Raw genomic sequence first — 23,684 nt, 5'->3', positions numbered from 1 at the left:
TAAATTCCGGTCAATTTTAATGTATCTCAGGACATAGAATCTCTCCCTGATCCTCTCCTTAAATATGGAGAGGGTCAGGGGAATAATATTTATGGAAAGGGAATCATCAGAGGAATAATAATCTTAATATTCCAATACTTTGATTTCTGTTCTTCTGTTTGCCTGATGCTCTTCATCCGAGCATTTGACACCGTCAGCACATTTGTTGACTAATCTGGTTTCGCCATATCCTTTTGCCACAATACGATCCCGGGCAATACCTCTGCTGACAATATAGTCTACGGCAGCCTGTGCACGGTTTTGAGACAATTTCATATTGTATTTATGGGTGGCGCGACTATCTGTATGACTGGATAGTTCGATCTTGAGTGTGGGATTATCCCGAAGGGTATTCACCAGTTGATTCAGAATCGGTTTGGCATCAGCCCGGATATTATATTTGTCCAGATCATAATAAATGTTTTCCAGGATAAATGTTGTTCCTTTTTCTATGATAGGTTGCAGCCTTAGTGTTACCTGAATGGTGGTATCTTTCTGTGGGGACAGCGCTGCAATATTCACGGAGTCTCCATGAAATTTCAATTTTTCTCCCATTAACTGGTAGGCTGTACCGGGTTCTAACTGAAATTCAAATACACCTGTCGCAGCACTCAGTTTGCGGGACACCACTTTCCCGCCATCACTTAATAGAGAAAGCTGAACATCTTCCAGGGGTTCTGCTGTTGTACGATGCTGGGCAATACCTTTTAGTAAAATGGTAATTTTGGGTTTGATCGCTGAAAAAGAATAAATATCATCCAGACCTACACCTCCTAATCTATCGGATGACAAATATCCGTATCGTGCTTCAGGGCTGTCACCTAAGAGGACATAACTAAAATCATCTGAAGCTGAGTTGACAGGAAAACGAAGGTTCTGACGGTTTGTAAATGAAGACCGGCTACCTACTGCACTGAATATATCGAGACCACCCATCCCTGGAAATCCATTGCTTGAATAGTATAACCGGTCTTCAAATACGGACGGAAACATTTCATCTCCTGCTGAATTGATTTCAGCTCCGGCATTTATCGGTTGTCCCCATGTACCATCAGGCTGTCGTATGGAATACCAGATATCTACACCTCCATATCCACCTGGCATATTGGATGCAAAATATAATGTCTGCTCGTCCTTACTCAATGCGGCATGCCCTACTGCATACTTTTTGGTATCATTATAAGGGAAATCAGTTTCATTCCAGTTATCTCCGTTCTTTGTGTAGATCTTAATTTCAAGATTGTGTTTTTTGAAACTGTAGGGACCTGACTTTTGTTGTTCCGTATCTTTTCCAGGATAAGTACGTGTTACATACAGCACGTTTTCATCCTTATTTACGGCAACAGGACCTACATGATATGGTGCACTGTTAAAGACATCGGGCAACATATTCGGATAGATCAATGCTATTCCATCCTTATCTCTTGTTGCGGAGTATACTCTGAGGAATGCTCTCCCTGTCCGTCCGGAAATCTGGTCGGATCCCATAGGCTCTCCTACATAGAGTACCTGCTGCCCGATCGGTGTAGTGCCGAAGTCAGAGAAACGCGTATTGATCTGCTGTTCATTTTTGATTTTGTGTACAGTAGGTTTCTGCATCCAGACAATTGCCGAATCGCATCCCTGAATGGCTAATTCCACTTCACTTTCTTTGCCTGTTTTTGTACCATAGGCTTTATATTGATTCTTTGCTGCCGCATAGTCTCCTAGTTTTTTGAGCACATCAGCATAATTGAGTTGAGACTGATCTGATATTTTGCCTTCTTCAGCAACCCGTGCATACCAGTTACGGGCAAGGTTATATTCATTCATATTGAAGTAACAGGTTGCCAGACGCTCCATATCCTCTGCCTTAGGACGTTTAGTATCTACCAGTTTCTCATATATACGTGATGCTGAATAGTATTCATATTGATAATACAGTTTTTCCGCTGTTGTTCTCTTACTCACTTGTTCCTGTGCCTTTGTTTCAGAAATTCCGGCAGCACAGATAAGCAGAGCGATTAACAGTTTGTTCAGGTAAGTTGATTTTATCATGATATTCCGTTTCATTCTTTATGATTCATTAATACTGATTAATTAGAAGAATCTCGGGCTTAAATACTGACTTGCTGCTTTGCGCCCGAATGTCAGTCCAAGCGTAATCTCATGTGATCCGTTCTGCAGACCGCTCATTCGATTGATCATCATGTCATAGGAATAGCCTATACGCAGTTTTTCGGTTGCATAGAACTGTGCGATTCCTGTTATGGCATTTGTAGCACTCAGTTTATCTATTGACTTATCCTGATATGTCCGGTTAAAGATCTTCGCTCTGGTACGATACCCTGCTCCTATCCAGAATTTACTATTGAATACAAACATGGCATTTACGTCTAATGAAGTCGGTCCTTTAAAATCTTCCTTCACCAGAATACTTGGTCTCAGGTGAACGCCTCTGTCTAATTCAAACAGTGCTCCTGCAATGAAGTATCCGCTTACAGTACGGTACAGGTTCTCGGATGTGGTACTGTTAAAACGATAGTCTGATCCGGAGTTAGTGCCGTTGAAAAGGTCCTGTACGGAGACACCTGCATACCATCTCGGATTATAGTAATATACACCTAAACGAATGTCCGGAGCCCAGTCGGATATTTTTCCACGGGGGATTACCTGATCATTATAATCATTCGGATCCAGCTTATTTCCATCCAGACTATACTGTGTCACACCCCCTGCTATACCCAGGCTCAGCCGTTGTGTATCTTCATCATCCAATTGCAATCTGAAAGCATAATTTGCATAGATAGCCGTGGCGGATTGTGCTCCCAATTTATCTGCAGTTACATTCAACCCCACACCATGACGTTTGGATTGTGCATCCAAAACTCCATCTATGGAAACAGTTCCTGTTTTCGGAGCTCCTTCCCAACCTGTCCACTGACTGCGCAGTCCTACCTGAGCAAACCACTCTTCCTTATACCCTGCATAGGCAGGATTGACACTCATCGAGTTAAATATATATTGCGTGAACTGTATGCTCTGCTGGGCTCTGACTTGTGTCAGTCCCAACAGGCTTATTATAGTTATCACTGCATATTTTCCGTATTTCATTTTGTATTGCTGTATAATGAATGATTCGATTAATTACGTTTGATCAGTACCCAACCTTTATGGAGTTGTTTTGTACTTCCTTTGTGTGTCTCAATGATGTAATAGTAAGTTCCTTCATTAAGGCCTTCTCCTACCCAATTGTTGTCGTATCGGCTATTTCTGTAGACTTCATTACCCCATCTGTTGATAATAGTCATCTCGACACGATCAAATCGTTCTATTCCTTCAATCTCAAATTTATCATTCTGACCATCTCCGTTTGGCGTAAACACATTCGGAATATGCAATGGTAACGGTGATACGGTTACACTGTATTGTCCGCTTGCATCCACGACATTTCCTTTTCCGTCTTTCGCTTTCACAAAGGCTGTATTTTCAATCTCAGCCAAATCAAAATCGGATTGTATAACGACATATTCCGTAGTAAATACTTCTTTCTGCCCCGGTGCCAGCTGAGTAATTGTTTTAGACAATTTGGTCAACGGATCGGTCACTTCAATATCATACAGAATTTTATTTCCTGTATTTTCTACAGTGATGGTATATACGATCTTATCCCCTCTCTCTTTGACTTCTTTACGATCCCCTGTTTTGACAACAGTAAGACCTGCCAGATTATCTACCGGTGTTTCTATTTTCACCTCAGGCTGATAAGGTTTTCCATCCGGATCCTGTGCATTTACTTTAGCCGTATTGACAAGAACACCGTTTTCGATTTCGTCCTGTGTCACCTTGTGTGTCAGACTGAAACTTCTGGTTGCTCCTATAGCAAGAACAGCTATTTTCTCATTCCAGGCAGGGAACATCACATCTGTCAATACCAGATTATTAAATTCTACACCACCCGTATTTTTAACTGTAATCGTATAGGTAATCTCCTCACCAGCTGCTTTAACTCTTGATCTGTCTGCAACTTTCAGAATCTCAAGCTTAGGCTCTACTACTGTAATTCTGACCACTGTATTACTACAGTTTGTCGGATTCAATACTTCACAGATTGTATACGGATATTCGTAGTTACCTGTCGGTGTTTCCGGTGATACTGTGATCGTTCCGTCAGGATTCATTGTGATTCCTTTGTTTGGTGATGTACCCGGAGTCAGTTTAACTTCAGCTGGTACTACCGGCTTACCGTTTAACTGATCGTTATCCAATACACTTGGAATTGTCTTTCCATTTTTACCATTTACAGGAACAGGTGTATCGCTGTTAGCTTTGATTGGTGCTGCTTCTACAACTACTGTTACTTTCGCATCACTGCAGTTTGCAGGATTTAATATCTCACAGATCGTGTACGGATATTTGTAGTTACCTGCCGGTGTTTCAGGTGATACGGTGATCGTTCCGTCAGGATTCATTGTGATTCCTTTGATCGGCGATGTTCCCGGAGTTAGTTTTACTTCTGCCGGTACAACTGGTTTGCCGTTCAGCTGATCGTTATCCAATACGCTGGTTGTACTGCCACCATCTTTTCCATTGATAGCCGGTGGCGTATCGTTATTGGCTTTGATTGGTGCTGCTTCTACAACTACTGTTACTTTTGCATCACTGCAGTTTGCAGGATTTAATATCTCACAGATCGTGTACGGATATTCGTAGTTACCTGAAGGTGTTTCCGGTGATACGGTGATCGTTCCGTCAGGATTCATTGTGATTCCTTTGTTCGGTGAAGTACCCGGAGTCAGTTTTACTTCAGCCGGTACAACTGGTTTGCCGTTCAGCTGATCGTTATCCAATACGCTGGTTGTACTGCCACCATCTTTTCCATTGATAGCCGGTGGCGTATCGTTATTGGCTTTGATTGGTGCTGCTTGTACTACTACAGTTGCTTTTGCATCACTGCAGTTTGCAGGATTTAATATCTCACAGATCGTGTACGGATATTCGTAGTTACCTGAAGGTGTTTCCGGTGATACCGTGATTGTTCCGTCAGGATTCATTGTGATTCCTTTGTTCGGTGAGTTACCCGGAGTCAGTTTTACTTCTGCCGGTACAACTGGTTTGCCGTTCAGCTGATCGTTATCCAATACGCTGGTTGTACTGCCACCATCTTTTCCGTTGATAGCCGGTGGCGTATCGTTATTCGCTTTGATCTCTTTCCATGGAAGAGGTGTGATTGTACATGTTTTACAATTCGGGTCAACAGGATCTTTCGGTTGTGTCGGATTTCCGCTTTTCGATTCTCCTGTCACCGGGTTATTCTTAGGATCATTTCCAACAGCTACCGCTATATTTGATACATAACCTTGTAACATATCCGCTGCTGTTATAGTATGATAAGCTTTAAATGTTTCAGATTGTCCTACCTTTAATTCAGTAATGGTACCAATGTTTTTAATGTCTGCATTAGCATCCGTAACATTTACATTCTTTAATGTGACATTACCTGTATTCGTGACCACTATATCATATTCTATTTTCTCACCTGCATATCTGAATTGTTGAGAAAGGTTAGCGGTTTTCATTACAGTAATTTCACCTTTTCTGTCAAGAGGTGTAATGGTACAGGTTAAACAACCCGGATCAACTCCCGGATCTGTACTTATCGGATTCGGATCTTTTGAAGTAACAGATACATTATCTCCGTCCGGATCTTTTCCTTCTGCTGTCGCCAGATTATAAACACCTCCTTTGTCGATATCTTCTTGTTTTATAATATATTCTGCATAGAATGTTGTTGCATCCGAACTTCCCGGAGCCAGATCAACAGGTCCTCCTGTTACAGTTACTTTAGGATCACTGATTGTGATTCCTTTCACAGTAACATTTCCATTGTTAATAACTTCAAACCGGTACTTAATTACATCTCCTACATTGGTAGATCCATTATTATCTTTATCTATATAAGTACCTGTTTTGTGTAATACCAATGAAGGTTGTTTTGGTAAAACTGTTACAGTTGGTATGTTATTATCGACTGCCGTACCCGAAATATCTGTCACATCTCTACCTCTAGGATCTGTTCCTTTAGCTAAGGCTGTATTGGTTATACTGCCGGCATCTATATCAGCCTGTGTAAGTGTGTATGTAGCTGTTACTGTTCCCGTTTCACCAGGATTTAACAGTGACGGTACAACAGGTAAGTTGACAATATTTAATTTAGAATCATTGATTACAAGATTGTTTACAACTGTTCCTCCGTTATTGAAAACTTTAAAGGTGTATGTAACTGTCTCTCCCTTCTGAACAATCTGATCTCCGTTTTCATCATTTAAAACAGATTCCTTAACTAATGCAATAGAAGGAACTTTTACTTCTACTTCAGGAGTTACCGGAACGGTAGGATCGATTGGATCTGTTACGATCGCTGTATTCTTAATAGCTGTTGTTCCCGTTGGAAGATTAGCTTTGACAACAGCCTTGAAGCTTAGGGTTAATGTGCCATTGGCAGGAACGGTCAGGTTTGTCCAGTTGATTGTGTTACCACTTAGTGATCCGCCGTTTGAAATAGCAGTAGGTGCATTCAGCTCGGCTGCAAGCGCATCGCTGACGGTCACACCAGTCTTCGCTGTACCGTAGCTGTTGGTCAGTACGATGCGGTATTCCAGTTCATCACCGGATTTTACTTTTGTCGGATTACCGACAATGCTTTTCACGGAAGTGATCTTCCCTTCTGTCGGTACTTCTACTTCCGGAGTGACCGGAACCGTAGGATCGATCGGATCTGTTACGATCGCTGTATTCTTAATAGAAACTGTACCTGCTGCAAGGTTGGCTTTGACAACAGCTTTGAAGCTTAGGGTCAAGGTGCCGTTTGCAGGAACAGTCAGGTTTGTCCAGTTGATCGTGTTACCACTTAGTGATCCGCCGTTTGAAATAGCTGTCGGTGCATTCAGCTCGGCTGCAAGCGCATCGCTTACGGTCACGCCGCTCTTCGCTGTACCATAGCTGTTGGTCAGTACGATACGGTATTCCAGTTCATCACCGGATTTTACGCTGGTTGGATTACCGACAATGCTTTTTACAGAAGTGATCTTTCCTTCTGTCGGTACTTCTACTTCCGGAGTTACCGGAACGGTAGGATCGATCGGATCTGTTACGATCGCTGTATTCTTGATGGAAACTGTACCTGCTGCAAGGTTGGCATCAACAATGGCATTAAAGCTTAATGTCAATTCTGAATTACCGGCTACGGTAAGATTAGACCAGGTAATTGTTCTGTTCGTTGGATTATAAGTCCCGCCATTGGTAATCGCTGAAATCTGCGATAATCCCGCAGGTATAACGTCCGAGACCTGCACCGGAGTTTTTGCAACCGTATTACTGTTTTTGATTTTGATCTGGTAGGTAATAGCTTGTCCCGGTTTTATGGTTGCCGGATTACCCACTATAGATTTTGTCGCAGTCAACAAATCAATCAACGTTACTGTTGTATTATTTTTTATATTATTACATCCTGCTCCGGCTACTCCATTACCACATTCAAAATACGGATCTGTAGGAGGAGTATTGATATCCGGGTTTGTTGCATCCGGATCTGTTACGTCATTAGGGCGCATGATAGTTGCGTCTACCGTTATCGGACCGAAAGGTGCAGTACTGGTAGGTTTTACCTTGATTTCGTAGGTGATGGAACAGCCATTCGGCATATCAAGTGCCGAATTAAATTTATTTGATGTTATGGATGGATTTGCTTGTGCTCCTCCTGTGCATACGGTTTTTGGAGTAGCACTTGTAATCTCGTAGCCTGTAGGTGCATTGAATGAAAAAGGAGCACCCTGGACATCACTTGGTCCGTCATTTTTTACAATTACAGTGTATACAATTTCATCACCAACTTTGACTACTCCGTTGGAAGTGCTTACACTTTCAATCTTGAGATCGGCTACCTTAACCGCTATTTGTGTTTGTAATGTTTCTACCGGGCCTAAAATAAATGTCCATGTATCCATCGCCTTAACATCTCCAAATGTTCCGCTGGTAGCAGTTGTATTAGCTCCCCACTTATGTCCATTCGCGTTGGTGCCAGAACTCGGAGTGCCATTCGGTAGCACAAAATGACTTGCATTTTTTGGTGATGAGTTTGTGCCTGAACTGGTATTTGGTATATCTGTATCATCCCAATATACAATATTTGACTCCACGGATGACAGATTATCATTAAGCAATTCCAGAATAATACCATTCGGATTGATCTCCATATCTAAGTATGGGAAATGTACCTCTGCCCCCTGAAGCTGAACACTGATTTTAGCAGGTACATTACCTTGTGGTAATGGATTTCCTGCACCATCTTTTCCATCCCACAGAATATTATTGACACCTGCCAATGCTATGCCCGTTAACGTTCGTGCAGGAAAATTCACTCCTCCGTTAGATTCAATTACAATTTTATATTGTCCGGTATTTCCTGTTTCAAATGAAATTTTACCCCCCTTATTACTAACCTGTCCATTTGTTCCGTCTACACCAATCACTTTCAATTGTTCGACTTTAGGGACAATTCTGTTATTTTTTAACCAGGTACTATTTCCGGGTACAGCTCCATTAGCTGAAGTCGGCAAATCGTTTGCCGGAAGCGTGTAGAATATCTTGTGTGTAACTTCGGATCCGGCATCTGCCGTACGAGGATCATGTACTCTGCCCGACAGGTTAGATAAATCCATACTCTTGTAAAGCGGGGTATTATCTGTGGTCGACTTGAAGAATCCTTTATTATTAACAAAGAACGTAAAAGAGATACCATTATTTCCGTTATTATCCACATTGTAGACATATCCGTCTTTTGTTAATATCTTGAATTTACCATAGAAACCACCAATATTAGAAAAACCGGAAGTTATTGTATAAATATCCATATTAAGGACATTCATATATACCCGACCTTTAATCCAGCCTGTTTTGGCGACATTGGCTACAGAGACATCCCAGGCGGGAATATATACAGAATTTGCTGCCTGCGTCCAGTTGCCATTTCCGGAAATATTGTCCCGGCCACCACTACCGCTACCATTTCCATGAGGAAGGAATTCGACCTTATAAATACCCTCTTGTACAACGGTATGATAAATTGCAGTATAAGCATTAGCAGGAGATGTCTGTCCGGGCAATCTCGGACCTTCAAGTTCGGCAGTCCGATTGGCTATATTTCCTGCGTTATTACCTATAGTCAGTGACAATTCGATTCCGCTGGGATTATACAATTTGATCTGCGTATTAGTACCACTTTGAGCACTTGACGCTAATGCTATCGTTTCACCTACTTTTGCGTAGACATAATGTGTACCATTTGTGGGAAATGGATAAGCACTCGCATTTACAGTCATACTGGAACGCAAAGAAGCTCTTCCCCCACTTACTCCGCTCGGATATAAATCTCTGGAACCATCCGCATATGTATTCAATCCCAGGCAAAGGGATATAAATAACAGTACGATGTAAACAATACAATTTTTGTTAAAATTTTGCATATTCGGTTAACAATTATTTGACTTTTCATTATCTTTCCAAAACGGCATACTCATCAGGGAGACGATATGGAACAGGAATCTTCCTTATACAAACTGAGCAGTTATAAGTCCCCTTGTAATACGCTTTACTTTGGCGGCACAAATATTGATATCCTGACCAAGACCACTGATCTCATTATCTGAAGCTGTTGTACAAGACAATAAATTGAGACAAACGGACTTCGGATAAAACACTATAAACGACTGCAAATAAGATTGTTAACAGTTTTTCGTAAAAACTCAAAATCAAGGGACATTTGTCTGTCTGTTTTTAAGAAACGAATAACAGTGAATATAAAATTTTAAAAAAAAGGATGTTTTTAAACGGGTTTTTGGAAGGAAAACAAGATTTGCAGTATCGAATTGGACAATAGCGAATTCTTTGTTATTTACACATAGGTTATCCGGTCCAACGTAACTGTTAATGCATAACGTAAAAAAAGATTTAAGGCATCAGGTATTGATAGCAGGAGTACGGGAAGTTCCAGGCTTTTTTTAATGAATATATCTCATAAAAAAATACCGGTAAAACATTTATCTGTTAAAGATGGGTAGTGTCCTATTTTCATTTCTGTCATTTCGATTCTTCCCGTAAGCGAGAGATCAGAACAGAGGGGGAAATTCCCGTTACCACTTTAAATACTGCGGAGAATTTACTGTGTGAAGAGAAGCCTGCCAGATCAGCGATATGCGAAAGTTTGCAATGTCTTAATTTGGGTTCTTCCTGTAGTCTTTGAATGATATGACGGACTCTGTATTCGTTGATATAATGAGAAAAGTCTTTTCCTCTATAAGTATTGATGATGTATGAAAGATAATTGGTATTGGTATTGAGTCGGGCTGCTACCGCTGAAAGAGATATTTCTTTATTAACAAAATAAGACTGCTCCTCCAGTTGTATCAGATCACTTAGTATACGTTCTTCCGTTTCTTTAGTAATTCTGAGATCCCTGCTTTCTGCTTTTGCAGGTTGTAATGCTTCAGTCCTTTTACCTCTTAGTCCAAACTGCGCTACATCACGGAGAATATGGTTATACCGCATATTTTGCATCTTTCTGTTCCAGATATAAAATATTACACTTACGGTGGTCACAATAAACAGAAAAACAGATAGCAGGATCAGGTATTTTTTATTCCGCGATTCGGTATGTTGGGTATTGTAAAATTCTTTGATAAGCTGATTAGATATCTTTAGTGTGAGATCGTTTTTTTTCCTTATTTCCTCCATATAGCGCTCACTATATTCCACTGCTTTGGATTGGTCATTTGTAGCCTTATAATAAGCCGCAAAACTCTCATATACAAGACTTTTTAACTCCGCTCTCTCCGATGAAGCTATGTATACTTCAGCCTGTTTAAAATAGGAATAGGCTTTAGCATATTGTTTTAGCCTCATTTCCACCTCTCCCATTGCCCTGAAAATATAGGGGCGAAGATTACTTTCCTGCTCACCCAACTTCTGTAAGGAGGAATTGAGATATTCTCGGGCTTTTTGCAGATCATTGGTTTCCAGATAACAGATTCCTAATAACTGATCATTTGTAGCATGCACTATTATTGCTCTCGGACTGGAAGGAATTTGTTTCAGATGCTGCATTCCGTTTTCCAGTTCCTTTATTGCTTCTTTATATTTTTTATTCTCCAGATAATAGAATGCTCTCTCCTGATAAATATTGGCTGAGGTAAGATCGTATCCTTCTTTTCCTTTGAGTCTTTTATTTGCCTTTTCCGCTTCTGCAAGATGTTTACGTCCTTCTTCCACTAAGCCTACATTACGAAAAGTGGTAGCTATAAATCCCGACGTTCGTACCGTCCATTCCAGATAATCAAAATCTTTTGCTATTTGTTGCGCACGAATGGCATTAACTAAAGCTGCTGTAAAATCTCCCGTACTATGTTTGATATTCGCCAGCAGCATCAGTGACTTGATCTGTTCTTCACCTTTATGAGCTATAGACAGCAGTGAATCAGCAAGAAAATTTGCTTTCCTTACATCTGAAGCGATCATTGCGCCATAAACTTTATTGTACACACTATCAAATGCAGCATTTTCCTGAGCCCGAAGGGGTATTGCTATATACAATACGATGAGGAGCAGTAAGGCAAATCTTATTTTTTTCACGATAAATAGTTATATAGTATTGGCGCTACCAGGAAGCGTTCCTTACACAAGTTGATTTTTGATTTGCCTTTCTCTAAACATTAAAGGTGTACAGGAATGTTCTTCCCTGAAACATCGGTAAAAGGATGCTTTGGATCTGAATCCGCAATCTGCAGCAAGTTGTTCCATAGAAAGATTAAAATCCTGATCTGCAAGCATTTTACATGCATAATTAACTCTCAGCTGATTGATATATGTAATAAAACTCTTTCTGTAATGTTGTTCAAATATCAACAGCAACTGTTCTTTGGGAATTTTTAGATTTTTGGACATTTTCAACATATTAAATCTCATATCCAGATACCTTTCCGGTACCAGATACTCATCTATACGCTGAACCCACAGTTTTCTATCTCCTTCATCAGGATATCTGTTGTGCATCTTGCCTTGCCCTGGTTGACGGATGTGATCTGCTGTTTCGGATTGTCTTTTTCGTTGCATCAACAGGTAAAAATAATGCAAATACGCTGCTGATACACCAATAAACATAGCAAAGAACAACAACAGACCGGATAATGAGGATACTGCATCCTGTTTATAAACAATATAGTTGTATGCCACCGACATCATAAAGAAAGCCAGTATAAACAGCAATATCACACTGATATAATCCAGATATCCGTTGCTGTCTATAGGTGTTTCGGTTTTTCTTCCCAGGCTAAAAATAATGAAAAGTGCGTATCCAAACCAAATACAAGCAGTACAGGTATACAAAACACTATAATAGATGTATCCGTAATCGTTACGAATGGATACAGAAGATATAAAAAGAAAATAAAACGGAAGCATCAGCATCAGAGGTATAAGGTGCCAGATATCCTGGACAGACCATCTTGTTCTTTCTGTCGCTTTAAACCTAATATAACCGCAGGGACCAAATATCCACCATAAGGGAGAGGCCTTATCTAAGTACGAAAGTGAAGGATAAATATAACTGCATACCACTGTAAACAAAGTATAAAAGACAAATATCACCAAAATACTTTGCGTAACCTGGTCAATAAATGCTGTACTCTTTGTAAACAGTATAAAGCCCAGTGTCACACCAGTCATTAACAGAATAGCTGTAAAAAGTATGGTAGCGGTCATTGCTTATTTAGGGACAAGTGTTCTCTGAATTCTGATGGGGTAATCCCCATATAATGCTTAAAGTATTTATTAAAAGTGGTTTTAGAATTAAACCCGCACTGAAAAGCCAATGATTCTATTTTGAGTATATAACCTCCTTCTCTGAACAGTTTGACAGCGTGTGCGATACGGTATTCGGCTATCCATTCATAAAAATTTTTCCCCAGGTAATTGTTCAACAATACAGATAGCTGTTGCCTGCTTATTCCGATTTCATCCGCAAGCCGGTCAGCAGAAAGTCCGGTATCCAGATATAACTGCTGTTCTTCTACGGACCGGACTAAGTCTTGTCTGTACAATTCCCAATGCGCTTCATCCATCCGGATCTCTTCCAAAAATGGAAGTTGTGCTATGGACAGTTTCCGGCCTGCAGCATTTGTCTGTTCAAAAGAAGAACTCAGGCGACGGATCAGAAAATCAAAACTCAATAAAGCAGAAAGAACAGACAGCAGGCAGATAATAATCATAGGATCAATATCATAATCAAACTGAAGCCTGTGATGCAGAACAAGTGTAAGGAAACCGAATTCAATGGCACAGAAAATAAAAAAAGATTTAATAAATAAGGAAACCTTTATATTTTCAGGATGGGATGTCCACTTTTTCATATTCAGCAATATCATTACGGTATAACCCATACTGGAAGTGCATACCATAAGGGTATTAATCAGAGAATAAGAATAAAACAGAATAGGCGAAGTATCAGCCGAATAGATCCATACAGTACATAGTATAAAAGGGATAAGATGGATCAGCATTTGTCTTATCCGCATATATTTCTTATAAAATGTCTGTTGTATCAGATACAGAATAGGTCCATACAACAGTGAAAATGGAATACCTATATTTAAAAATAATGCTGCAAGATGTAATAGCGTTAATAAGCCGATCAGTAAAGTCAGAGCATTAAATATACGATCGGGTAAAATTCTATCAATTTGCATTACTTTATTTAAACATTGAAATAAGATGTAAACTGCTTGATAATATCTCAAGAAAGCTATTAAAAAGGAATCAAAAAGAATACTGAAAAGGCTTAGGTATTCAAATTGAAAAACAAATATATCGACACCGATCTTCTTTAGACAAAATAAATTTCAAATAACTACCTACAATTAAAACATTAAACCGTAATGTTATTTTATTTATAAGGTACATATATTAACGCATAAAAAAATAACATTGATCACTTTTTTTAATTCACGATAAGACAAAAAACAGTAAGAAAACTATCTATACCTCAACAAATTATATCTCAAAAAGAGTTCAACCTATGTATTTACAGGGTTGATTTCTGATGTTTCGGGATCCAATGATTTAATTTTTTACTTTTCGTCTTCTCCTTTTTTACGTTCTGAATCGCTCCAGGCATTTTTTACAGAGGAGTTATCATCTGAAGACATATCATCTAATAATTCATTTTCCAGTTCGCGGATTGTCTCCTGAACCATTTGTATGTATTCGGATCCCTTGTCTCTGATACGGGCAAGTTTATATAAAGATTTTTCCTCCAGTTTTGAGAATTTCTGAGAAGCGCGGTATACGGTATAGCGTCTGTATCCGAGTTCGGTCATGACATCCACTCCCATACGCAATGCAATATCTGTCCCCACCCTGTATACACGATCCACATCATTTTCTATCAGATCATATGCCAGATTACGAGTATTGGCTATGGCTACTATTTTGAGATGACTAAAATGTTTTTTGACCATGTAGACTAATTTCATATGATCTTCGTCATTGTCAAATGCGCTGACAATAATACTGGCTTTGGATGCTCCGGCAGACTTCAGAAGGTCATATCGGGTTGGGTCTCCAAAATATACTTTAAACCCATATTTACGCAGCATTTCCACACGATCGCCATTATAATCCAGAATCGTTGTTTCTACCTTATTGAGATGTAAAAAACGGGCCACAATCGTACCGACCTGCCCAAATCCGGCGATGATCACTTTTTTATTTTCGTTTACTTCATCAAATTCTTTTTCTTCAGATTCCGGAGGATTTGCCAGACTATTCAACCGGGGAAGGATCAGTTTGTCTGCTACGAGTAGCAGAATAGGTGACAATGCCATACTGACGGCCACTACTGCGACCATAATATTGATAGTGTCTGTACTCAGTAGCCGTAGCTGACCGATGATGCTAAATAATACAAAGGCAAACTCTCCCATTTGTGCGAGAGAGACGGCAAGAATGATCCGTTGATCTATTTTCAATTTAAATACGACTGCCAGCACATACAACACTATAATCTTGACAAGCATAAAAAGTCCTACCCATATGGATATGGTACTGGCTTCCTGCCATACGAAGAAAATATTGATGGATGCACCTACAGCTATAAAAAACACACCAAGCAAAAGGCCTTTGAAAGGCTCGAGGTCGCTTTCAAGTTCGTGCTTAAATTCGCTGTTTGCGAGGACAACGCCAGCTAAAAAGGCGCCTAAGGCAGGACTCAGTCCTACCTTTTGCATTATAAAAGCTATAAGCACGATAAGAAGTAAAGCCCCGACAAGAAACAGCTCGCGCATACCTGTGCGTGTGATGACGCGAAGGATCGGGCCTACTATATATTTACCGATAAGCACCACAATAGCAACAGCAGCCAGAAGAGATACGGCTTTGGCGGGACCACTGATATCTGTCAGCCAGGTATCTCCTTCTGTAGTTACAGCAGACGCATTATCTGCGAGCAAAGGCAACAGGGCTAATATAGGGATGACAGCAATATCCTGAAACAATAATACAGCAAAAGAACTTTTACCGGCCACTGTATCCAGCCAGCCCTTTTCACCGAGTGACTGCATCACTATTGCGGTAGAAGATAAAGCCAGCGTAAGTCCGAGAACAAGCCCTTCTTTCCATGAGAATCCCATTAACGAACAAATGGTGGCAATCAACAGCGCTGAAAGAATAACCTGCAGTCCTCCCATGCCTAATATGGGGCCTCTCAATTTCCATAAGGTGCCCGGATCTAACTCCAAACCAATAAGAAAAAGCATCATGACGACCCCAAATTCGGCGACATGCATAACGTCTTGTGTACCGCTACCTACCCATTGCAAGACAGAAGGACCAATAATAACCCCGGCAATAAGGTAACCAAGCACAGACCCAAGACCGAGTTTTTTGGCAATAGGCACGAAAATCACAGCCGAACCCAGATAGGCAATGATCTGAAATAAAAATGATGAATCCATTATGCTTGATCTTTAAGTTGATTTAAATACGAAAATTGCTGTAAGGCAGCGGCCTCAAATTTTCCTGACTGCAGTAGTTGTAAGTGAGATATAAATTGTTCAATATCCTGCTCAATCTCTTTAGGTTGTTTACTAAATGTCCCGTCTATCACGTATGGGGGCAAATAATGCATATGACAAAGAGCAGCAGTCTGTTTATACGGCAACAAAAAATCTTTAAGCGGATAACCATGGTGTCCTCCCTCCTGATAGGCCTCCAAAGTGGCTCCGGTAGTGACGGCATTGAAGATCCATTTGTCTTTGAGTGCAGTTCCCCTGGCTCCGTAAGCCCAGTCATGCAGTAAGACCAGATCGATCCATTGTTTGATAATAGGCGGAGCCGAATACCAATAAATAGGATGCATCCATATCACGATATCGTGTCTTTCCAAAGCAGCCTGTTCTACCCGTACCGGAATATCAAAATCAGGATATAATTCATACAGATCTCTTACCGAAATATCCGGCAATGAACGCATGCGTCTGATTAATTTTTTATTCACGACAGATTGTTCTAATGTAGGATGTGCAAACAGCACGAGTATCTTCAGCATGTTGATTCAATTAAAAGCCGGTGTAAAATTGATCAAATTTAAATTAGCAACTCTTGATCTATGTTAAATTTATTACATTTTTTTTGTTTTTTCATTATGATCCGGATCGGAGTACCCGATCTGCCATACCCATAAAAAAAGGGCAGCTCTCCGAGGAGAACTGCCCTTTTTTTGTTTGTTTTTCTTAGTATTTAAGTACTTTCACTTCTGTACGTCTATTCGCCTGATGTTGCTCTTCTGTACATTTCACACCATTAGCACATTCATTTACCAACCTGGTCTCGCCATAACCTTTGGAGACAAGACGTTCCTTAGCAATTCCCTTACTAATGATATAATCTACCGCAGATTTTGCTCTTCGGTCTGATAGTTTCATATTGTAATTGTCCGAACCGCGACTATCCGTATGACTGGACAACTCGATCTGAAGAGTAGGATTTTCAGTCATTGTATTAACCAGTTGATCCAGGACTTTAGCTGCATCCGGTCTGATATCTGATTTGTTGAAATCATAATAGATATTATCCAGTACAAAGACAATCCCCTCTTTATTTACAGGTTGTAGTTTAAAGCTCGCAAAGAGGGTGGTATCTTTTGTCGCTCTGATAGCTGGCACGAATAGTGAATCGGACATAAACCCGTCTTTCGACACCACTATTTTCTGAGCCAGCTTACTCTGAAGTTCGGTATCGAAAGTCGGACTGTTAGCAAAGAAAGTGGACAACAGTTTACCTTTATCATCAAATATACGGACCTGTGTCTGCCCCAGCGAATCAGTACTTTCTTTATCAAAGACTTTTCCCTGAAGACGTATTGTTATTTTTGGTTTGGTGTACACAAATGAATAGATATCATCTCCGCCCGCTCCACCTGTCCGGTTGGAGGAAAAATAACCGTACTGACGCTCTTCATCATCTGCTGATACGACATATGCAAAATCATCTGTTGAAGAATTAACGGGAGATTTCAGGTTTTCTCTTCCTCTGAAACTGTTTTTGCTACCTACCGCTTTGAATACATCCAATCCTCCCATACCGGCATAACCATTACTGGAGAAGTATAGTGTATCTCCGAATGTAGATGGAAACATCTCATCTCCGGGAGAATTGATTTCGTTTCCGGCATTGGCGGGTGTACCCCATGTGCCATCTGCATTTACCTGACTGTACCAGATATCTACGCCACCTTTTCCTCCGGGCATATCTGATGCAAAGTATAATACTTTTCCATCTGTACTCAGACTGGCGTGTCCCACAGAGTATTTCTCCACATTATTGTATGGAAAAGCCTCCGGTATCCAGGATTCTCCGTTCTTTTTATACAGAATGAGTTCAAGATTGTGTTTTTTGAAACGCATACCATCTCTCTTTACCTTCTCGGCACTACTTCCTGCATATGTTCGGGTCACAAACAATACATCCTGATCCTGATTGGTTGTCACCGGTCCGACATAATACTTAGCATCGTTGTAAACACCGTCCGACAATACAGGATACTTTAATGTGATTCCGTCTTCATCTCTTCCTGCAGAAAAGATTCTCAGATAAGCATTACCTGTCATATCGCTTTTATCCACTGAGGCTACAGATGGTTCTCCGGAATACAGTACCCCATTACTCAATGGTAAAACCCCGAACTCGGAGAAACTTGTATTTACTTCCTTTTCATTTTTAAGAACATGGGTAGTCGGCCTGCCAGTCCAAAGTAAAGCTGAATCACAACCGTCGATTTCTATCTGAATATTTTTTCCTTCCGGAAACCGCTGTTTATAATCTACAAATTGCTTCTTTGATTCTGCATACTGTCCATTGATCTTCAGGATCTGGGCATACTTCCAGAATGCATCTGCATTTTTGCTATCCTGATCTGTGACACGTTTGAGCCACTGCTCTGCCAATGTATATTCGTTGATCTGATAGTAGGAGTCTGCAACAGCGTAAATTTCCCTGGCAGACAATCCCTTTTTCTCTTCAATGCGGTTATAGATCTGAGCGGCCTTTGCATAATCTCCCGCAAGATAGAACTGATAGGCTCTGTCCCTCAGAGACGGTTGCTCCTGCGCCTGCACCTGCTCACTGTTTATCATTAGAGCGCCTAATGCTGCTGTAACTATTAATTTTCCAAACGCTTTCATCATAATATCATTTAGCTTAGAAGAACCTAGGATTCAAATATTGTGTTGCACCGCGACGTCCGAATGTAATACCGAGCGTGATCTCATGTGATCCGTTTTGAACACCACTCAATTTGTTGATCATCGCATCATAAGAATATCCGATACGAAGTCTGTCTGTGGCATAAAACTGTGCTATACCTGTAATAGCATTCATAGAACTCAGCTTATCAACAGATCTGTCCTGATACTGTCTGTTAAACAAACGTGCACGTGTGCGGTATCCTGCTCCTATCCAAAATTTACCATTGAATACAAACATGGCATTCACATCAAGAGAAGTCGGTCCTTTAAAGTCTTCTTTGATTAACATACTTGGCCTTAAATGCACTCCTCTGCTCAATTCCAATAATGCTCCCGCAATAAAATATCCGCTGATAGTACGGTACAGACTTTCAGAAGTATTCTGATTAAATCTATAATCTGTCCCCGAATTCGTCCCGTTAAAGAGATCCTGTACAGACAGACCTGCGTACCACTTCGGATTATAGTAGTAAACACCTAAACGGATATCCGGTACCCAGTCTGATATTTTACCGTCTGGTATAATGGGATCATTAGGATCGTTTGCATCCAGTTTATTTCCGTCAAGGCTGTATTGTGTTACTCCTCCCGCAACTCCCAGACTCAGGCGTTGTGTATCTTCATCATCCAGTTGCAGGCGAAACGCATAATTGGCATACGCGGATGTAGCGGCTTGTGCTCCCAGTTTATCAGCAGTAACATTGAGCCCTACTCCATGGCGTTTTGAATAAGGATCCAATACACCATCTATAGACACTGTACCCGTCTTGGGTGCTCCGCTCCAGCCGGTCCACTGACTACGAAGACCGACCTGCGCAAACCATTCTTCCTTATACCCCGCATAGGCAGGATTGACACTCATCGAATTGAACATGTACTGCGTAAACTGGATACTCTGCTGGGCACTGACCTTGGTCAGTCCCAGCAATCCTGCTACTATTATCACTGCATATTTTCCGTATTTCATGTTGTTATTATTTTTAGTAAATAATACAATTTAGTCTATTACTGATTCTAGTTTCTCTTAATTAATACGTCACCTTTGACTACTTCTTTAACACCATTCTTAGTGGTCTCAATAATGTAGAAATATGTTCCTGCATTCAGATTAAGACCTTCCCAAGTGTTGTCATAGTTTGCATTACGATAGACCTCATTACCCCATCTGTTGATGATGGTCAGGCTTACACGATCGTAGGTTTCAATACCTTTCAGAACAAACTTATCATTGATATTATCTCCATTCGGCGTAATGACATTTGGTACGATCAATGGATTTGACAATACATTGATTTTGACCACTGCCGCATTACTCCATCTTCCTTTCACGTCTTTCACACGGTAACTAAACTGATCCACGCCTACGAATACTTTGTTTGGCAGATAAGTGACTGTTCCGTCTATATTCACTGATGTAGTTCCTTCTGCTGCTGTTGTTACGATTTCGACAGTTGCCGGATCAATTGCCCACTTGGTCACCTGATCGTTAGCCAGTACTTCTATTTTCACTTCATTGGCAGCTTTTGTTTCAGCTTCATCGTCTACCGCCAGGATGGTCTGGAAGTCTACAGGGATCGGATCCGTATCGTCCTTATCATCTTCCGGATCGGTATCCGGATTTTTACCCGGAGCCCATACGGTAATACCATTTGTGATTGTTGCGGCTGCGTCATCAGAAACTGTTGCTGCAACTTTAACCAGGATCTTCCCTCCTACCGGTATTGCTGCTGTCGTTGTTACGGCTGCACTGTTGGCTGTTCCGCTGACAGTTGCTGTTCCGCTGATAATGCTGTAACCTGTCACTGTCACTCCTGCTCCCGGACGCTCTCTCAGACTGATCACTTTTCCTGTCTCCATTACTGAAGGACCATCGTTAGTGATCGTCAGTGTAAAGCTCGTCGCTTCTCCTGCTTTCACTCTTGCTTCATCGGCTACCTTCGTGATTGAGAGTTTAGTTTCACGATCTACAGGAATCGGATCTGTATCATCCTTATCATCTTCCGGATCCGTTCCAGGATCTTTATCAGGACCCCAGACGGTGATTCCGTTGGTGATAGTGGCCGGAGCATCTGCAGCTACACTTGCGGCTACCTTAACTACTATTGTAGCACCCACCGCAATATTAGCAGTTGTTGTCAGTTTTGCTGTATTAGCAGTACCCGCTACTGTTGCGGCACCACTGGCTACACTGTAACCGGTGATGGTTACTCCTGCTCCCGGACGCTCAGTCAGACTGATCACTTTTCCTGTGCTGATAATTGCCGGACCATTGTTTGTAATGGTAAGTGTAAAGCTTGTATTTGTACCTGCTTTCACTCTTGCCTGATCCGCAACTTTAGTAATACTCAATTTGTATTCACGATCTACAGGAATCGGATCCGTATCATCTTTATCATCCTCAGGGTCTGTACCTGGATTTTTATCTGGTCCCCAGACGGTGATACCATTTGTAACAGTAGCCGGTGCATCTGCTGCAATATTTGCGGTTACTTTTACGACAATTGTTCCTCCTACTGCTATCGCTCCGGTCGCGGTTACTTTAGCGGTATTACCTGTTCCGGTGACCGTTGCATTACCACTGGCCACTGTATAACCTGTAATGGTTACTCCTGCGCCCGGACGTTCTGTCAGACTGATCACTTTGCCAGCGGCTAAAGTCTCAGGACCATCGTTTGTCAGGGTGATTGTAAAGCTGGTGCTTGTACCGGCTTTCACTCTTGCCTGATCTGCAACTTTAGTTACACTGATATGATTAGCAATAACGAATGTTGCTTTTGCAGGGCTGTTCGCTATAGAGCGGTTAGCCACCTGTGCATCTACAGTTACGGTTCCTGCTTTTGTAGATGTTACTCTAGCTACGGATTTACCGTTTGCATCTGTATTAATGGTCTGTGTTCCTGTAGTTCCATCCGGATTAGTGATACCGAATGCTACTGCAGTGTTTGTTATCGGATTGCTGAATGCATCGACTATTGTCGCGGTGAATTCGTTATAATCCGTTCCATTTGCGATAGCATTGTCTTTCGTCACAGCCAGATTAGATTTGCTGTAATCTACCGGCCCAGCCACAAATAGAGCTGTTGCCGGACTATTTGCGACAGAGCGGTTAGCCACCTGTGCATCCACAGTTACAGTTCCAGTTTTAGTAGATGTCACTCTGGCTACGGATTTGCCGTTTGCATCGGTTGTAATCGTCTGTGTTGCTGTAGTTCCATCAGGGTTAATGATGCTGAATACTACAGTTGTATTTGCTATAGGATTGACGAATGCATCCACGATTGTTGCAGTGAATTCGTTGTAATCCGTACCATTTGCAATAGCCCCATCTTTGGTTACCGCCAGATTAGATTTGTCATAGTCTACCGGACCGGCTACAAATATCGCTCTGGCAGGGCTGTTCGCTATAGAACGGTTAGCTACCTGAGCATCCACCGTTACAGTTCCTGTTTTAGTAGATGTCACCTGAACGACTGACTTACCATTTGCATCTGTAGTAATGGTTTGTGTTGCTGTAGTTCCATCCGGGTTAGTAATACTGAATACTACAGTTGTATTTGCGATAGGATTGACGAATGCATCCACGATTGTTGCGGTGAATTCGTTGTAATCCGTACCATTTGCGATGGCACCATCTTTGGTTACAGCCAAATTAGATTTGTCATAGTCTACCGGACCAGCTACGAACGTAACCGTCTGCGGACTGCCACTGATTGCCGTACCGGCTACACCTGCACTGACAGTCACTGTTCCTATTTTCGTACTGGTCAGTTCCAGTGCAGATTTACCGTTAGCACCTGTCACTATATTGGCTGTCTTCGCTAAACCGTCTACCAGATCGTTGTATCCGAAGTCTACTGTAGCTCCTGCAATCGGATTATCAAACGCGTCTACAATAGTAGCTTCCAGAATATTCTTGTCTACTCCGTTGGCTGTAGCACCGTCTTTAATAATAGCGAGTTTCGATTTACCATAGTCTACCGGACCGGCTACGAATGTCGCTCTGGCAGGGCTGTTTGCGATAGAACGGTTAACCACCTGAGCATCCACCGTTACGGTTCCTGCTTTGGTAGATGTCAACTGAACGACTGACTTGCCATTTGCATCTGTAGTAATCGTTTGTGTTGCTGTAGTACCATCAGGGTTAGTGATGCTGAATACTACGCTTGTATTTGCGATAGGATTGACGAATGCATCTACAATTGTTGCAGTGAATTCATTGTAATCCGTACCATTTGCGATGGCACCGTCTTTGGTCACCGCCAGATTAGATTTGTCATAGTCTACAGGTCCGGCTACGAAGGTAACCGTCTGCGGACTTCCGCTGATCGCCGTGCCGGCTACACCTGCACTGACAGTAACAGCACCGATCTTCGTACTGGTCAGTTCCAGAACGGATTTACCGTTAGCACCTGTCACTATATTGGCAGTCTTCGCCAAACCATCTACCAGATCATTGTATCCGAAGTCTACTGTAGCTCCTGCAATCGGATTATCAAATGCATCGACAATAGTAGCTTCCAGGATATTCTTATCTACGCCATTCGCTGTAGCGCCGTCTTTAGTAATAACCAGTTTAGATTTACCATAATCTACAGGTCCGGCTACGAAGGTAACCGTCTGCGGACTTCCGCTGATTGCTGTACCGGCTACTACTGCACTGACTGTCACAGCTCCGATCTTCGTACTGGTCAGTTCCAGAACGGATTTACCGTTAGCACCTGTCACTATATTGGCAGTCTTCGCCAGACCATCTGTCAGATCGGTATAGCCGAAGTCTACTGTAGCTCCTGCAATCGGGTTATCAAATGCATCGAC

11 protein-coding genes are annotated in these 23,684 nt (G+C 41.4%); all 11 read right to left on the bottom strand.

Annotated features, from left to right (window positions below; translation table 11 throughout):
• Window positions 1-123: 123 nt before the first annotated feature.
• Entirely contained in the window at window positions 124-2,091 is a 1,968-nt protein-coding gene (locus HMPREF0766_RS04020; protein ID WP_002993950.1) for an OmpA family protein, read from the bottom strand.
• A gap of 27 nt (window positions 2,092-2,118) precedes the next feature.
• Window positions 2,119-3,132 (bottom strand): PorP/SprF family type IX secretion system membrane protein, encoded by a 1,014-nt coding sequence (locus HMPREF0766_RS04015; protein ID WP_002993948.1) that lies wholly within the window; start codon window positions 3,130-3,132, stop codon window positions 2,119-2,121.
• A gap of 29 nt (window positions 3,133-3,161) precedes the next feature.
• Window positions 3,162-9,542, bottom strand: coding sequence for a DUF7507 domain-containing protein (locus HMPREF0766_RS21805; RefSeq protein WP_052646375.1), 6,381 nt, complete (start codon window positions 9,540-9,542; stop codon window positions 3,162-3,164).
• A 613-nt stretch (window positions 9,543-10,155) separates the two neighbouring features.
• The gene (locus HMPREF0766_RS04000; RefSeq protein ID WP_002993946.1) at window positions 10,156-11,703 is read right to left on the bottom strand and encodes a helix-turn-helix domain-containing protein; all 1,548 of its coding nucleotides are present in this window, start codon (window positions 11,701-11,703) and stop codon (window positions 10,156-10,158) included.
• Window positions 11,704-11,745: 42 nt separating this feature from the next.
• Complete coding sequence (locus HMPREF0766_RS03995; RefSeq protein WP_002993945.1) at window positions 11,746-12,831, bottom strand: AraC family transcriptional regulator; 1,086 nt, start codon at window positions 12,829-12,831, stop codon at window positions 11,746-11,748.
• Window positions 12,828-13,814 (bottom strand): helix-turn-helix domain-containing protein, encoded by a 987-nt coding sequence (locus tag HMPREF0766_RS03990; RefSeq protein WP_002993944.1) that lies wholly within the window; start codon window positions 13,812-13,814, stop codon window positions 12,828-12,830. The genes HMPREF0766_RS03995 and HMPREF0766_RS03990 overlap by 4 nt, the downstream gene beginning before the upstream one ends.
• Before the next feature lie 381 nt (window positions 13,815-14,195).
• A complete protein-coding gene (locus HMPREF0766_RS03985; RefSeq protein WP_002993943.1) occupies window positions 14,196-16,079 on the bottom strand; it encodes a monovalent cation:proton antiporter-2 (CPA2) family protein in 1,884 nt (627 codons plus the stop codon).
• Window positions 16,079-16,672 carry a glutathione-regulated potassium-efflux system oxidoreductase KefF gene (kefF, locus tag HMPREF0766_RS03980; RefSeq protein ID WP_002993942.1) on the bottom strand — a complete coding sequence of 198 codons (594 nt, stop codon included), beginning with the start codon at window positions 16,670-16,672 and terminating at the stop codon, window positions 16,079-16,081. The genes HMPREF0766_RS03985 and kefF overlap by 1 nt, the downstream gene beginning before the upstream one ends.
• A gap of 184 nt (window positions 16,673-16,856) precedes the next feature.
• Window positions 16,857-18,809: an OmpA family protein gene (locus HMPREF0766_RS03975; protein WP_002993940.1), complete on the bottom strand. Its 1,953-nt coding sequence runs from the start codon at window positions 18,807-18,809 to the stop codon at window positions 16,857-16,859.
• A gap of 13 nt (window positions 18,810-18,822) precedes the next feature.
• Window positions 18,823-19,836: a PorP/SprF family type IX secretion system membrane protein gene (locus HMPREF0766_RS03970; protein WP_002993936.1), complete on the bottom strand. Its 1,014-nt coding sequence runs from the start codon at window positions 19,834-19,836 to the stop codon at window positions 18,823-18,825.
• 47 nt (window positions 19,837-19,883) lie between these two features.
• A partial coding sequence (locus HMPREF0766_RS03965) for a T9SS C-terminal target domain-containing protein (protein WP_002993932.1) occupies window positions 19,884-23,684 on the bottom strand: 3,801 nt, incomplete at its 5' end.

It is taken from the genome of Sphingobacterium spiritivorum ATCC 33861, from assembly GCF_000143765.1.
Taxonomy (GTDB): Bacteria; Bacteroidota; Bacteroidia; order Sphingobacteriales; family Sphingobacteriaceae; genus Sphingobacterium; species Sphingobacterium spiritivorum.
This window is presented reverse-complemented; position numbering and strand designations above follow the sequence as displayed.